General features: G+C 35.9%; 14 protein-coding genes and 2 pseudogenes. 6 read left to right on the top strand and 10 right to left on the bottom strand.

Going from position 1 to position 15,884, the window contains the following annotated elements; genetic code table 11:
- Positions 1-113: 113 nt before the first annotated feature.
- Genes ACEN31_RS03000 through ACEN31_RS02985 form a run of 4 tightly spaced genes read left to right on the top strand, consistent with a single transcriptional unit; the run spans position 114 to position 4,089 of the window.
- Positions 114-1,055, top strand: coding sequence for an ABC transporter permease (locus ACEN31_RS03000; RefSeq protein WP_407108600.1), 942 nt, complete (start codon positions 114-116; stop codon positions 1,053-1,055).
- Positions 1,056-2,129: an oligopeptide ABC transporter permease gene (opp3C, locus tag ACEN31_RS02995; RefSeq protein WP_338490374.1), complete on the top strand. Its 1,074-nt coding sequence runs from the start codon at positions 1,056-1,058 to the stop codon at positions 2,127-2,129.
- Positions 2,130-2,137: 8 nt separating this feature from the next.
- Positions 2,138-3,187 carry an ABC transporter ATP-binding protein gene (locus tag ACEN31_RS02990; RefSeq protein WP_407108599.1) on the top strand — a complete coding sequence of 350 codons (1,050 nt, stop codon included), beginning with the start codon at positions 2,138-2,140 and terminating at the stop codon, positions 3,185-3,187.
- A complete protein-coding gene (locus ACEN31_RS02985; protein WP_407108598.1) occupies positions 3,184-4,089 on the top strand; it encodes an ABC transporter ATP-binding protein in 906 nt (301 codons plus the stop codon). The genes ACEN31_RS02990 and ACEN31_RS02985 overlap by 4 nt, the downstream gene beginning before the upstream one ends.
- Positions 4,090-4,200: 111 nt before the next feature.
- Here ACEN31_RS02985 and ACEN31_RS02980 read toward each other — a convergent pair whose 3' ends face one another.
- From ACEN31_RS02980 to ACEN31_RS02960, 5 genes and pseudogenes are all read right to left on the bottom strand, one after another.
- On the bottom strand, positions 4,201-5,931 hold the full coding sequence (locus tag ACEN31_RS02980) for a DUF1002 domain-containing protein (RefSeq protein WP_407108597.1): 1,731 nt from the start codon (positions 5,929-5,931) through the stop codon (positions 4,201-4,203).
- Positions 5,932-6,105: 174 nt separating this feature from the next.
- Entirely contained in the window at positions 6,106-6,360 is a 255-nt protein-coding gene (locus ACEN31_RS02975; RefSeq protein ID WP_407108596.1) for a hypothetical protein, read from the bottom strand.
- Positions 6,361-6,450: 90 nt separating this feature from the next.
- Entirely contained in the window at positions 6,451-6,870 is a 420-nt protein-coding gene (locus ACEN31_RS02970) for a nucleoside 2-deoxyribosyltransferase (RefSeq protein WP_407093513.1), read from the bottom strand.
- A 239-nt stretch (positions 6,871-7,109) separates the two neighbouring features.
- Positions 7,110-8,033 (bottom strand): annotated as a pseudogene (locus ACEN31_RS02965) (glucose PTS transporter subunit IIA); the annotation flags it as partial.
- Between the two features lie 409 nt (positions 8,034-8,442).
- Positions 8,443-8,652, bottom strand: a pseudogene (locus ACEN31_RS02960) (kinase); the annotation flags it as partial.
- A 10-nt stretch (positions 8,653-8,662) separates the two neighbouring features.
- Between ACEN31_RS02960 and ACEN31_RS02955 the strand changes: the two are divergent.
- A complete protein-coding gene (locus ACEN31_RS02955; RefSeq protein WP_407093514.1) occupies positions 8,663-8,983 on the top strand; it encodes a hypothetical protein in 321 nt (106 codons plus the stop codon).
- Between the two features lie 99 nt (positions 8,984-9,082).
- Here ACEN31_RS02955 and ACEN31_RS02950 read toward each other — a convergent pair whose 3' ends face one another.
- The 4 genes from ACEN31_RS02950 to ACEN31_RS02935 all read right to left on the bottom strand — a co-directional run bounded on the left by ACEN31_RS02950 (position 9,083) and on the right by ACEN31_RS02935 (position 13,382).
- Positions 9,083-9,229: a hypothetical protein gene (locus tag ACEN31_RS02950; protein WP_407093515.1), complete on the bottom strand. Its 147-nt coding sequence runs from the start codon at positions 9,227-9,229 to the stop codon at positions 9,083-9,085.
- Positions 9,230-9,394: 165 nt separating this feature from the next.
- The gene (locus tag ACEN31_RS02945) at positions 9,395-12,247 is read right to left on the bottom strand and encodes a DUF3427 domain-containing protein (protein WP_407093516.1); all 2,853 of its coding nucleotides are present in this window, start codon (positions 12,245-12,247) and stop codon (positions 9,395-9,397) included.
- A gap of 10 nt (positions 12,248-12,257) precedes the next feature.
- The gene (locus ACEN31_RS02940; RefSeq protein WP_407093517.1) at positions 12,258-12,659 is read right to left on the bottom strand and encodes a (deoxy)nucleoside triphosphate pyrophosphohydrolase; all 402 of its coding nucleotides are present in this window, start codon (positions 12,657-12,659) and stop codon (positions 12,258-12,260) included.
- Between the two features lie 81 nt (positions 12,660-12,740).
- Positions 12,741-13,382, bottom strand: coding sequence for a pentapeptide repeat-containing protein (locus tag ACEN31_RS02935; RefSeq protein WP_407089663.1), 642 nt, complete (start codon positions 13,380-13,382; stop codon positions 12,741-12,743).
- A 136-nt stretch (positions 13,383-13,518) separates the two neighbouring features.
- On the opposite strand from ACEN31_RS02935, the gene ACEN31_RS02930 reads away from it, so the two are divergent.
- A complete protein-coding gene (locus ACEN31_RS02930) occupies positions 13,519-13,953 on the top strand; it encodes a GNAT family N-acetyltransferase (protein ID WP_407108595.1) in 435 nt (144 codons plus the stop codon).
- A 301-nt stretch (positions 13,954-14,254) separates the two neighbouring features.
- Here ACEN31_RS02930 and ACEN31_RS02925 read toward each other — a convergent pair whose 3' ends face one another.
- Positions 14,255-14,710, bottom strand: a complete 456-nt coding sequence (locus ACEN31_RS02925; RefSeq protein WP_407108594.1) for a transposase — start codon at positions 14,708-14,710, stop codon at positions 14,255-14,257.
- Between the last annotated feature and the right edge of the window lie 1,174 nt (positions 14,711-15,884).

The following is a 15,884-nucleotide window of genomic DNA, read 5'->3' as shown; positions in this document are numbered from 1 at the left end:
CAACGGACTTACGTCGCTAGTTCTTAAGATGTTGCTAGTGTAGTCAATTGTCAAATTGTATCATGATCGTATACCGATTCATGACACAGTTATATAATAGAAAGAGGTTTAGAATGACACGATATTTTCGTTATATATTACGAAGAGTTGCATTAATGGCAGTTACATTATTTATTATTATTTCTGTAACTTTTTTATTGGTGCAATTTTTACCAGGGTCACCTTTTGCCAACGAAGAATTATTAACTGAGACTCAACTTGCCTTATTATATGAAAAGTATGGATTAAACGAACCCATTCATATTCAATACTTTAATTATATAAGGAATGTACTCAAAGGAGACTTCGGTGTTTCCTTCCAGTTCAATAATATCCCTGTGACACAAATTCTTGCAGATAGAGCCGGACCTTCGATTCAGTTAGGACTCCAAGCGATGGTGCTTGGAACAACTGTGGGAACCATTCTGGGTATTATCGCAGCAGTTAAACAAAACACTTGGATTGATACATTAACTTCAACGGTCGCTATTGGTGGACGATCTGTACCAAACTTTGTCTTTGCTGTATTACTTCAATTCATCTTTGCTGTTGTCTTAGAATGGCTACCGATTGCTTTTTGGCGAGATGGCTTCTTATCGAGCATCCTGCCGACGATTGCTTTAGCAATCTCACCGACGGCTGAAGCTGCCCGGTTCATTCGTACGGAGATGATTGAAGTGCTTAATAGTGATTATATTGAACTCGCCAAAGCCAAAGGTTTTTCAAAAATATATATTATCAGTAAACACGCGTTAAGAAATGCAATTATTCCTTTATTAACTATCTTAGGACCGGTAACTGCTAGTTTAATGACTGGATCACTCGTTATTGAGAACATCTTCTCCATTCCTGGAATTGGAGAACAGTTCACAAAATCGATTCTAGTGAACGATTATCCAACTATTATGGGTGTGACAATCATGTATTCAGTTATTCTTGTTGTCATTATCCTCATTGTAGATATTCTTTACGGATTGATCGATCCTAAGATGCGTGTTACACAAGGAGGTAAGTAAATGTCACATACAGAGATTCCTAATACAAACTATAATCAAAAAATTGTAGAACACACAAAAGATATAGACGACTCACTATTTACAACAAAAGTTCAATTAGAATCTGATCGAAATGAGGAAATTGTCGCTCCTACACTAAACTTCCTCCAAGATTCTTGGCGTCGTCTCAAAAAGAATAAAGGCGCGATGATATCATTCTTTGTTATTTCTTTGATTATCATTATCGCTGTGTTTGCACCCTTCTTTGCGCCACATGATCCAAATGCGCAAAACCCTGCATGGTCAAATCTACCACCAAAAATTCCTGGTTTAGAAGGGTTTAGTTGGTTCAATGGAACGTCTGTAAACCGTGGGGGTGCATTAATTGATAGTTATGACCAATCTGGTGTACCTGAAGGAGTTTATTATTATCTTGGAACTGACAGTTTAGGTCGAGACCTATTGTCTCGCATCATCTTCGGGACGCGGATTTCCTTAATCGTTGCCTTCGCAGCAGCGCTAATAAACTTAATATTCGGAATTGCATACGGTATGATTTCTGGATGGATGGGCGGACGCGTGGATAACCTCATGCAACGAGTGCTTGAAATTCTATCAGGTGTTCCTAACTTAGTTATTGTCGTACTCATGCTTTTAGTTATGAATCCCGGTTTGGTTTCGATTATTATTACCATTGCTTTAACCAGTTGGATTACGATGTCTCGGGTTGTGCGAGCTCAAACAATTCGACTCAAGCAACAGGAATATGTTTTAGCTGCACAAGTGTTAGGTCAACCCACTATTAAGATTATGTTCAAACATATCTTACCAAATATGATGGGCTTGATTATCGTACAAGTCATGTTTGCCTTACCGTCAGCAATATTCTTTGAAGCCTTTTTAAGCTTCATTGGTATCGGAATTCCAGCGCCTAACGCATCCCTTGGAACTCTTATTAATGACGGTTACAAGACTTTCCGATTCTTACCTCATCTCATGTGGTATCCAGCAGCAGTGATTTCGATTATTATGCTTTCATTTAACCTTTTAGCTGATGGTTTAAGAGATGCATTCGATCCGAAAATGAAAGAATAGGTGATATTTTGAAAGAAGAAGTATTAACAGTAAAAGACTTAGCCATTAGTTTCCAAACTTTTTCTGGGAAATTACAAGCAATCAGAGGCTTGTCTTTTAATCTTTATCAAGGAGAAACCTTAGCCATTGTTGGTGAATCGGGATCAGGTAAGACTGTAACGGCTCGCTCAATTATAGGACTATTAAGCAAAAATTCGATGATTGAAAGTGGCCAGGTTATCTTCAAAAATAATGACTTATTAAAGTATACAAACAAGCAAATGGAAGCAATTCGTGGGACTCAAATTGCGATGATTTTCCAAGATCCTATGACCGCTTTGAATCCAACACTTTCAATCGGAAGACAAATTACGGAAGTGCTTGAGAAGAAAAGAAAGATGAGCCGTAAAGATGCGGTGGATGAAGCGATCAATCTCTTAGATTTATGTGGTTTAGTCAATCCTAAAGAACGAATGAAGCAATATCCACATGAGTTTTCTGGAGGACAGAGACAAAGAATCGTTATTGCGATTGCCCTTGCGGGAGACCCTGAGATATTAATCGCAGATGAACCCACCACAGCACTCGATGTAACCATTCAAGCTCAAATTATTGAACTACTTAAAAAAATTCAAAAAGAGAAACAAATGACTATTATCTTTATTACACATGACTTAGGTGTCGTCGCCAATGTGGCTGACCGAGTTGCCGTAATGTATGCAGGTAAGATTGTTGAAATTGGATCGGTCGATGATATTTACTATCATCCGCAGCACCCTTATACTTGGGGCTTATTAAACTCAATGCCAACCCCAGATTCAAAAGGAAGCTTGTATGCCATACCTGGAACACCTCCGGACTTATTAAATCCACCTGAAGGAGATGCTTTTGCCTTTCGGAATGAATACTCATTGGCCATTGATTTTGTTAAACAACCACCCTTATTCGAAGTAAGACAGGGACATTACGCTGCAACTTGGCTCTTGCATCCAAAGGCGCCAGCAATTACAGTGCCGGAACCCATTCAAAAACGCCATGAACACTTTGAATTGAAACTAAAGAGAGGGGAGATTCAATGACAGACAAGCCAATAAAGAAACAACCTCTTGTTCAGATTAAACAGTTAAAACAATACTATAATGAAGGTACTCGTAATGAAGTCAAAGCGGTCGACGGTGTCAGCTTTGATATCTACCGCGGTGAAACATTTGGTTTAGTTGGTGAATCAGGCAGTGGTAAATCAACAATTGGGCGTGCCATTGTTAATTTTTATCAACCAACTGATGGGGATATTATCTTTGATGGTAAGTCATGGACCGAAAGACAAACCACTCAAAGTAAATTAGCCTTCAATAAAGAAGTTCAGATGATCTTCCAAGACCCCTACGCATCACTTAACCCGCGTATGAAGGTTAACGATATTATTGCGGAAGGCTTGGATGTACACAATCTAGTAGGAAACAAGAAGGAACGGTCTGAACGTGTCTATGAATTACTTGAGGCCGTAGGTTTAAACAAAGACCATGCTACGCGATATCCTTATGAGTTCTCTGGCGGACAGCGTCAAAGAATTGGTATTGCTCGGGCCTTAGCCGTTGAACCAACCTTCATCGTCTGTGATGAACCGATTTCTGCTTTAGACGTTTCAATCCAAGCACAAATTATTAACTTGCTAGAGGAGTTACAAGTCAAACATAACTTAACTTACTTATTCATTGCCCATGATTTATCAATGGTAAAGTACTTTAGTGACCGAATCGGTATGATGTACCAAGGAAAAATTGTTGAAGTCGCGGACGCTGATACTTTGTATGATCATCCGAAGCATCCTTATACACAAAGTTTGCTATCAGCCATCCCATTACCAGATCCAGATTATGAAAAAGAACGTCAACGAATTATTTATAAACCAGATGAAGCGTTCTATAATCCTGAGAATCAATTAATTGAGACAGAACCTAATCATTGGGTGTATCAGTGATTTGAAGGATTAATAACATATAAAATTAAAACCATCCCGCTAAATTCACGTAACATGAATTTAGCGGGATAGTTTTATATATCATAATTAAAGTTAGAAGCTTTAATTGCTTTATTCCACTACCTCATCAATCACTGCAGTATATAAAGCGAAGTCTTCATCTGAAACATCGCCACCCATTTGAAGTAATATATCTCCTTTTGAATAAGTATGAGAATATAGCATAGCTGCTTCCTTCCCTAAATCATCATACACAGCTTTCATTGTTTGAAGATCATTCTCATCTCTCACTAAAAATAACCTTCCATAATTGAATTGGTCAATACTTCCATCTTCATTTTCAAAAACAAACTCAGCAAATTGTGCTCCAAAACTAACAGCTTCTTCAGCTAGTAATGGCGCAATTCCATAATCATTACGCGTCATAATTTTAGGTTCCATAACATTAAGTCCCGAATCATAAAATGCTTGAAGAATTTCTACAAGTTCTTCATTCTCCACGCTTTCTGCAAATTCACTAGATACACCGTTTTCTACATCAGCTGCTTGATCTTCTGGGGTTGATGGCTCGCTTCCATCTAAAGGTATTACAACCGGCGGTTTCCCATAGGCCCTCATATCCATTAGTTCTAGTTCCATGTCCTCTAAATTTGCTGCGCCATTAAATCCAAAGCTCTGTTTAACATCTGCTTGGCGATTGGATGAAACCATCGTCTGAAAATCATCGTTTAAAAAGTAATCATCTGCTTTTTGACCGTTAACATATAACGCAAAATCATATCCCGCGGAAGTTTCAGTCTCTCCAGTATTTGTCACTGAATAATGAACTGTAAATACATTATCATAATTTTCAGTGACATAATCTACTCTTTCGTCCGTTAAATACATATCGGTAATTTCGACTTGAATTTCACCATGGTTATAAACTTGGTTAATTGATTCGTATTGTCTCATTGCTTCTTCTAGGGCTGCCCTTGTGTCAGGGTTTTTAGATACTGATGATTTAGAAAAAGCAACACCGTGATCTAGTAGTAAAGATTGTACATTTTCGCTATATTGATAATTGTAATCAGCTAGAATTTCGCTAAGTATTTCATTAACTTCTTGTAAAGTTAATGCTTCCTTACCTTCTACTGCATGAACAATAGCCAAATTGTAGCGAGTAACTAACTGGGACACTTCTCTTTCCGACATATTTGTTTCACTTAATAATACTTCTTCTATTTGGATAAGGTTCTCAGCGGTTTGAATATCTTCTGCATCTAAACTATAACCAGCTTGATCAAATATTTCATATACACCACCTAAAGCACCTTCACCTGTTACTGCGATAACAGATGCAATTTTTATATCTGCATTCGTTGCTCCTGCCGTAATTGCTGCATTTTGATAAGCTGATTCAGATACTACGGTAATGTTCTCTGGTGTTAATATTTCAACATTAACTCCCGAACCACTTTCTGGCATATCGACCATTACACTTGAGTAAACATCTGTTGATTCATTTGAACCGTCACTGATAAGTTCATTTAAAGCAACACCATCAATTTTTATTAAGTTAGATTGATCATTACTCTCCATTCCAAAGAGTGCTAATAGCTGACTAATCTGCTCATCTGAATTTGAATTGCCTACAGCAACTCTTTTCGCCAATTGCGCTACATTCGTTCCTTCTACCGGATCACCTTCGCCATCACTCTGTGTTTCTTCAAGTTGATTACGTAATTCTTCTAATTCTGCTTCTTTCTGAGCAATTTCACTTTCAATATCCTCTTGTGCATACACACCAACAACATTTGATAATACCAACATGCTACTTAAGACGAGAAACAATTTTTTCATCCGTGCACCTCTTTTCAAATTATAAAACAAGAATGTTTATAAATTAATTTTATCATATATTCAAATTTAGTACATATGATATTCTGAATATAATTAGAGTGTTATTAGTAGTTTGTTTTTAAATTCCAATAAAAAAGGATTGATAACAATGTAGCTTTGTTATCAACCCTATTCTTAAATCGACACACAATATGATTCTATCTCAATCAACTGATTCTCTTCATCAAAAGTATACAGATCACATGCATCAATTCGCGACACAGCACCATTATTATCAAAGATAACTGAACCTGTTATAATCACTTGATTCCCACTCTCAATGAGCTTAAACACGGTAAAATCCGTCTTAATTGAATCGAAAAAATCCCGACTCTGTTGACAACGTTCCATGATAGCTTCTCTCTCTACCTTGCGTTGTACTTTCTCCAACGACATGCCACTTTATGTCTTCAGAAAGATAGGGATAAGCTGACTCAAATTCTCCTAATGAAAAGTCACGTGCAATTTTGTCTATCATTGTTATTCTTCCTTCCCTAATTGTGCTTCAAGAATTCCAATAGCATCTTCAATCTCTTCGTAATAATAAATACTATCAAAATAATCTGTCCCAGCGATCATCGCAGACAATTGACTCTGATTTGTTCGATGTATAATTATAACTGGTTTGCCAATATGTTCAGCGTAAGCCAACTCATATCCGACTCCTAAACTAGGGTTAGTCGTCTCAGCCACCATAACATCCCACTCTTCAATCCACTGAATATCGCGGTCACGAATGGCTTTATTGGTCCGTTCAACTTCCCCAGAGGCAATTATACTATCGTCACCAATATGTTCGGTTAACACCTCGTGGTTATCAGACAAATAAGCAATCAATTGCTTGTAAATAGAAATATCCGCCCTACCTCCACGAATAGATGCTGCAAAATACACTTTCATGACTGTAACCTCCCTAGGTTTTTCATCGTTATTGTAGCATTAATAGGTGATGACACAAAAAGAAAACCACTGATAAATGCTATTAATAAGGGATATTTTAGGTTAAATATCTCCTATTAACATATAAAAAAAGTTCAGACAGTATTTTATAACTGCCTGAACTTAATTATTTTGATTATTAGTTATTTTTGTAAAAAAATCTAAACTAATTGATGAATTCTACTTGAGTTAATTTTACTTTAATTATTTAAATTTACTGTATTAATCAATTCGCCTTTCTGATGATTTCCTTCCAATTCATCTACTCCGATAACCGATTGAACTCGATCCATATTTGTAACTACAACAATAATCGGTGTTTCTTTTCCTTGTCCTTCAATATAATCTAAGTCCATTTTTGCAATTAATGTGTCAGGTCCAACTTTATCCCCTTCTTCAACAAAAACACTAAATCCTTGTCCATTTAAGTCTACGGTATTGATTCCCATATGAACTAGAACTTCTATGCCAGTGTCTGTTTTGATTCCAATGGCATGTTTTGTTGGAAATATTGTTGAAATTGTACCATCTACTGGAGAGAATACTTCACCTTCCAATGATTGGAAAGCAAACCCATCCCCCATCATTTTTGATGAAAATATTTCATCCGAAACATCTTCTAATGGCATATATACTCCATTTGAAACAGAATATAACTCAATTTTATTCACTGTGTTTTCATTATCAGTGTTTGTATCTGAATCACTGCTTTCGACACTAGGGATTAAAACATACGTAATTACATATGATGAGATAAGTGCGATAAGAATTCCTAACACTGCGAATATAAAGTATTCACCTATATAAGCAGGTAAACTAAAAATACTTGATAGAATATAGCCATAAATTCTCACACCGAAAAAACTAATAAAAGCAGATGCTAAAGAACTACCTATTGTAGCTGCAATAAATGCTTTTTTGTATTTTGAAAGTATCCCGAACAATGCTGGTTCAGTGATTCCTAAGAGTCCTGAGACTGCTGAAGATAATACGAGTGATTTCTCTTCTTTTGATCTTACCTTAGTATAAACTGCAGCTGTTGCTCCAGTAATAGCCATGTTAGCCATAAACATCATAGGCATTAACATGTCGTATCCTTGATTAGCAAAGTTTTGTAAAGCAATTAAAACATTCAATAAGGTTAGCTCAGTTAGACTTTGCGAACTTAGTTGATAAGTTCAACCACTGCAAGGGTTGAGAAAGGGAATGCTATTCTTAAAATTCAGATACTTAAACACATAGCTGAGCGAAGTGGTGTGAAGCTAACCATGAGTTTTGGGTGATTATCAAAATGAGTATAGAACGAAACCCAAAAAGTTAGATTATTACATAACTATTTCGAGATTCTATAAATATAATCAGCTATTGATTTGAACTCTATTTGGTTCATTTTCAAAAAACACATATCTCTTAATGGAGAGATCATTAATACGAATCCAACAAATGGTTTTAACGTTTCCAATCTGAACCCATCAATAAATTAAAATAAGCAACAAAGCAAGATAAGAGCTATCTAGCTTTGTTGCTTATTAATCATAATTTTTCCAAATAATTAAACAGTTCATTAAAATCTACTTTTGAAAAATCTGTAACATCAAATTCGAATAGATCACCTAATTGAAATTCATTATACTTTCTATCAGAGATAATTTGTCGAAATTCTTCTTTTGATATGAGCGCATCTGCTTCTAATCGATTCGTCAATATATCTCCATAGTGATATTTATTCATAATTAAACTTAGGAGGCTGAATTTGTACACTTTTTATCCGGTTATTATATATAATTTTCTAGGTGAAAAAGAAAAATATCTCTTTTATCCACCCGATTTTGAATCAATTGCTATAACCTCTGAAAATCTCAAAAAAGGTTTTGAAGATATTAAAAAGAGATTAGAAGTAAAATATTGCCTTTATTCAACTGCTAACATAGTACATCCGTTACTGAGTGACTTTAAAAAACTATGTCAATTTAAGAACGGTCCAACAATAGTATTGAATTTAATAGATGAACTTTTCAATTCACAAGTAACACAAGTTACGGAAGTGGGGATAAGAAATTACCCTACAAACTAGCGGTACCCCACCTAACCATATGAATATAAATAATAATACTTAAATAATTAGCCCGAACCTTTATACTGTCCGGGCTGGTTATAATTTAACTCTATTTAATTACTCCTGAATCTCATCTATTTCAACGATATCTGCCCTATGAATCAACGGCGTCCAATCTTCCTCCCATGCCTTTTCTTGAACATCGTCCCAACTCGCATCATCATCAACTTCAATCACATACTCATACTCTGACGTAACCCACACACGATACCTCTTCACAACAAACACCCTTTCCAATTAAATACATATGCTACAGCTAATCATAGTTTAAGCGGCTATATAACTAATTAGAAGGGTGTTAAATACTTTGCAGCACTACCTTAAGGTTGTTGCAGCAATTGTCATATTAAATAATTAGAAGGATTATCTTTACCTCAAATACTTAAACAATCGACTTTCAATCGGCTCTTTAAACTTCAACTCCATCTCAACGACGCTCTTACTCTTGCCGTCCCCAGTAGGTTTCTCAAGTTGATGAATGGTGTTTACTTTTGGTTGAACTTCACCCAAGTAGTAGAAGTCTAATCCTTCATCGTCGGATTTCTTCACGAAGACATGAATTGCCCAATCTTTTGGATTTTGCATAATTTGAATCTCAGGTGAACTAAGCTTACGGCCGGCTTTACTAACCCAATGCATAGTTGACTCATCCAACAAGGCATCCTCATAAGCAATCTCCGCGCCTTGGAAATCCTCACCTTTATCCAATGTTACAAAGATAACGAATATTTTTCCTTCATCATCACGAACATAACCACCTATGTTCTGGTCTACAATTTGTTCTTTCCAACCTAACAGTCTAATCGTATCTCGGCGGTAGTATTTTTGATACCTTGTTAACGGTGACGACTGGTCGAATTCCTTACTTAATAGCCAAGCTGTTTTTAACACGTCTTTTGCATGATCAGCAAAGTAATCAACTTTCAACGCTTCAATGAATGCTTGCGTGAATTTAATCGTTTCACCCTCAATTTTAATGAGTTCCGCCCCTTTATACGCCATCTTCAAAGTTCCGGTATAAAAGTCTAATGACAACGTTTTGATTACTGAATCTACCGTTCTTTGTGAATAATCCAAGTTAAATTGTTTAAATAATTGAACAATTTCTACTCGTGTCATCATGTATGAATTACTTTCCATTAAGGCTTTCATTAAAACAATTTCATGTTGACGCTTGCCAGGGAGAATTTCTTTCGATAAAAACTTTAACATCTTATTATCTATAACAGAAAGAACTTGATCACTATCTTTCATTTTTTTTAAGAAGTCATGGTAATTATCCGAACGATTCATAATAATTAACGGATCTAATGTATTTGATTCTTTGAAATCCGACAAATTCGGCATACGATTTAAACGTTCTTTTAACTTCGTATAGGCCTTTCTTAGTTCAGCGATTGTATCTAATTTTGCTAGATCAATTGAAGCAAATATCCGATCTTTAGCTACTTGCTCAAAGTTAATGGATGAAAGGCCAGTAATATAACTTGTCTCAAACGTATCCCGGCGTAAATTATCTTTATTCCCAGAGATATCCCCGGACAAGGCCATTGGAATCATGTAATTATTCTTATAATTGCCGATAAAATCAACTATTGTCACAAACTCCTTAGACTTGTGTTTACGTAGGCCTCGTCCCATTTGTTGAATAAAGATAATACTAGATTGGGTATTACGTAACATGACAACTTGATTCACCATAGGAATATCAATCCCTTCGTTGAATATGTCGACAGTAAAGATATACTCAATCTCTCCCGCTTCCAAACGTTGTATCTCATATTCTCGATCCTCAATCGAATGGTCGCCCGTTAAGTGAGAGGATGGAATACCCAAACGATTAAATTGCTCGGCCAATAACTCTGCTTCATTCTTGCGACTACAAAATACTAAACCACGCACTTTATTATGTGATACTCCATAATAATCTAGCTTCTCAATGAGGAATTTCACTCGATCTTCTAGTACAAGATGCTTCAAGTCTGTTACTTCAGAAATGACTTCGCCATCTTTTTCATAATCAGTCACCCCAAAATAATGAAAGGGACTCAATAAGTCCTCCTCTAATGCTTCTTGCAGACGAATCTCATACGCGATATTATAATCAAATAATTCATAAATATTGATTTTATCTGTTCGCTCAGGGGTCGCTGTAACACCTAGTAGAAATTGCGGTTCAAAGTAATTGATTGTCTTAATGTAAGAATTGGCCCCGGCCTTATGGACTTCATCAATGAGTATATAATCAAATTCATCCGGTTCGAATAGTTGGTGGTACTCTAGTTTTGAGATCGTTTGTATCGTCGCAAAAAGGTATTTTGCATTAATGTCTTTTCGATTACCGGATAGTATTCCATAATCTCCGCTACTTCCGCCGATTACTCTTTGAAAAGAACGCATCGCATCTTTTAAGATTTGTTCCCGATGAACAATGAATAACATCTTGTTTGGTCTTGCATTCAATACATCAAAGGCAGCTAAGTACGTTTTACCCGTACCTGTTGCTGAAATGACAAGTCCTCTTTGTTCTCCAGACTCTCGCAAAGCCTTCAAACTAGACAGTGCTGCTTCTTGCATTCGATTAGGTACAATATAGTTTTCTTTCAGTGGCGGATCGTTGATTACCGACAAATCGGTAATCTCTTCAACTATATAATTCTCTCTATACTCTGTTACCCATTCCTGTGTTAGAGGTATCGCTTGTTCCCACTGCTCCTCCAAATGCATCTTCATCTGGTGAATTATTTCTCCATGGTTATAAGAAGTTAATCTCACATTCCATTCGTAGTTGAGCTTCAGTGCGCTCATTGTTAAGTTTGAACTACCTATAATGAAAGAATGATAATCTTGATGCTCAAATAAATAACCTTTCGCATGAAAACCACGTTTTTCAGATAATCTTACTTCCAAGTTGGGTATCTTCATTAATGATTCAAAGACATCGGGATGATTAAATTGTAAGTAAGTCGACGTGATTAGGCGCCCTTTTACTCCTCTTTGGTTTAAATCATTTAAATAAGTCTTAATTGCGTTCAGCCCATCTTGAGTGACAAAAGCAATTGAGAAAATGAATGATACACATTTCTCAGTCTCATCTTGTAAATTATTCAACAAAAATTCTTTTTTCTCAGGTTGATTAATAATTAACTTTGGATCATATTGCGAGCCAATTTCTTTTCGATTGATAAAGGCTTTTCTAAGTGATTGTTCTAATAGGTCCATCTTAAATACCTCAACTTAGATCAAGTTGGCTTAGTTTTTCAACAGCTGGTATATCTGCTGGTGCCCAATCTAATGCTTTAATCTCGTTAGGGGCGAGCCATTTAATAGCAACATGTTCAGTCAATACTGGTTCACCAAGTTCCAAATGACAGATAAATGTTGTTAAGTTAACAGTCCCAAAATCATAGTTATATCTTGTTACATCAAAGATCTCGTTACTCACTACTACTTCAATTTTTAATTCTTCAATCAATTCTCTATGAAGTGCTTCTTGAGGCGTCTCACCTTGCTCAATCTTTCCGCCAGGAAACTCCCATAAATAAGGTAAGGATTTCTCTCCTCCCCGTTGAGCGCATAATATCTTTCCTTCTTTTATTAGAATAGCTCCCACAACATCAATATTTTTGTTCATTTTTTCACCTTAACCTTAACTATTTTTATACCATTTTACTATATGATTATTCTTATTGCTGAAATATTTCTATGATTTCCCCTACACCACTTCTACCCCCATCAACCCAACCAAGCCTAAGGCTTGTTCTCTGGACACTTGGCAGCCTTTCAAGTCTTCGATGGCGACTCGGATTGAGTCAAAGTTTGATGTGCTAAGGTTGATGCCTTTTAAAGGTGTATGATCAAAGGTAATGTCATTGAGTTCACACTCTTCAAAGTTGACTTGCTTTAGTTTACATTCAAAGAAGGCTGCTTCTTGAAGTGACGACTCTTGAAAGTAGACTCGCACTAACTTTGAATCCGCGAATGTAGATAAGTTTAAGATTGCCTCTTGGAATAGTGTGTCACCTAACATGGTTTCAGAGAACTGAGTTCCGAGTAACTTACAATTTTCAAACTCTACTCGGTGAATGGATGCTTGGCTTAGATTTACATTCGAGAAGTCACAGCCGATAAAGCGCACATCAGTCAGATCTGCATCACTTAAATCCATATCGTTGAATATACCGTCACGAATGACGCAATTATATAATCGCACTTGTTCCACCTGAACGGTTGTAAAGTCAGGTTCATTCAAATCATAGCCATCTAGTTCTAAGATATAATCATGGGGTTGGTATAAGTCTTTTAACTCTTTTTCTTCTAAATCCGCTTGTATTACTGGTCGTTTAATTCGCATCATCTCGCACCCTTCTTTTTACTTATGGCTATTGTAGCATAGGCTCTATCTGTTTCTCATCCTTCTTTGATTATCAATTGCGACTCTTTGCGTATTCTGTTAGACTTTTTCTTATTAGTCATTTAAAGGAGGTCACCCGATGCTTATAAATTTAGTAGACAAGGATCCTGATGTAATAAAGGCTGTCGCTGATTTGTGGTTAATTGTGAATTTGGAAGTGCATGATTTTGTTGACCCAGCCTATTGGACCAGTCATTATGATGATGTGCTTTCAGCTTTTCATGAGGCGAATATGGTGCTTTATCAAGAAGACAACCGACTGTTAGGCTTTATTGGTATGACGGGAGACTATATTGCGGGTATTTTTATTGAGAAGGAGAGTCGCCACAAAGGCATAGGAAGCCTGTTGTTGACTTATTTAAAAAGCCAACACAAATCTTTGACACTTTCTGTTTATTCACGCAATTCGCAGGCGATACAATTTTATAAAAGGCATGGTTTTCAATTTATTGAGGAGTGCTTAGATGAAGAAACTCACGAGAAAGAATGGCTAATGACCTGGACAGCAACTTAGATTATCAAAGCCCCCAACCAAACTCAATATGAACTGCCCCCTGTCAAGTAGACAAGTAAATAATAAAAATAGTTAAGGCGAATCTTTAGATTCGTCTTTTCTTTATATAGGTTTGGATGCCCATCCATTTCATTAAGTGCTAGACACACTTATGATTAACGGCGGCTTGTTGGAAGTGATTTAAATAAATAGTCCTACGACGATAGCCATAAATTCCATTACATGTTTTATGTGCTTCTTGAATGAATACTATTATTTTTTTAAGCGCAATTCTATATGTGATGGTTGACGTTTTAACTATTTATAATAGCTCGATTGGCTCACTTTTAATGCTTGGCACAGCCAGATTACTTTTTAGGCTTTTTCTTCGTAAGTCGTTTTTTTCTTTCATCAGATACACCTCTGGCTTTGAATTGTAGGATTGAGACTCCCCACCATTAGTATACCTAAAAATCCAGCTACGAATCGTTTTCCCAGATGGAATATTATATTTAATTGCCAGTTCATTGATGGATATCTTATCGACCAGATGTTCTTGTGCCACTTGTTCTCTAAATTCCGATGAATAGTGTTGATGCTTAGTCGGTGGTTGGAGGCTATCAATGCCATGTTGTTGATAGAGCCTCACTTCAAATAAAAAGTATGTATTCTCATACTGTAGTCCTAAATTCTTCAACATAGGAAAAGTCATACCCTCTAAATATTGAAGAATATAAAATTCCAGTTCAGCCACTGTATGCTTCATATTTGAGTACATAAAAAATCCCCCTAAAGTAGTTTACTTTTTTAAGTGTCTACTTTAGAGGGAGCATATCATAAACTCTTCATATAATTTAATCACCTTTTAGGCACTATAAATCTGCTCTCTTCCCACTTCGACTTAATTCCACAAAGAATCTTTAGGACAAGCAATAGACCGCTCATATTCTTGTGTTCCTTTAGAATATCGAATCTTCGAAGTTTTCGACGGCGGGCGATCAAAACATTTAATACTTACCTTGTGATGTACCTTAAAATACAGGTTCCTACTTCTCGAAAGATGACCTCACCTTTTTCATCTAGCTCCATTGTATAAGTGGACAAGACCTTTTATTACAAGAATAGTTGGTTGAATACAATACGCCAATGAAAAAAGTTAGAGAAGTATCACTAATTTTATAAGAAGCATTCACTCTCTTATACTCAACTTTAGATAAAACGAGTGCACCAAATTCAACTCCAGTAAATCTCCGGTGTAAGCGAAGATTTAAAACTGTCTTCATTTTCTACAATTGGATTTATTTCTAGGATATTTACGTGCACTCCTACTCATAATAAGCACTCCTTTAATCTGATAACCAAGGTACACGTTAATTACATATTAACAAAAAACTAAATATCTTCATTGCGCATCATCCAATATCCCAAAATCTTCTTCAACCACCTTATAAATATCGACTTACCAATCTAGTCTGCATAAGCTAATCCATACCTTACCCCCATCTTCTGACAATTTTATATCTTTTTAACAAAAAAACTTTTTTTCTCCTTAATTTTATTATTTTCAATCCTTATACTTGTAATTAGTTGAGGCAATTAATGATTAGTTTTATGCGATTTATAAATTAATTTTCTCAATTAAATACACCTTTGTTTTTTGTTATATTATATAACGATGTTATCCTAATTTTGGTTAACATTATCAAAACAGCCTTATTTCGCGTTATATTTTATAACATCCTCCGTCATAACTGACTTGTTTTGTGTATTTTTTATGAATATAATCTAACAATACTAAACCTGAACAATTCATACTTTTCGTTGAAAACATGTGCCAACTGCCTAACGGCAGCTTAAATTTACTTTTTCATTTTCACCTGTTAAGTGATGAAAAAAGAACCCCATTCTGATATGGTAAAGGTGTCTAAACCAACCATAAGAAAGGAGTTCTC

It is taken from the genome of Ruoffia sp. FAM 26255 (assembly GCF_045528525.1).
In the GTDB taxonomy this organism is placed as follows: domain Bacteria; phylum Bacillota; class Bacilli; order Lactobacillales; family Aerococcaceae; genus Ruoffia; species Ruoffia tabacinasalis.
This window is presented reverse-complemented; position numbering and strand designations above follow the sequence as displayed.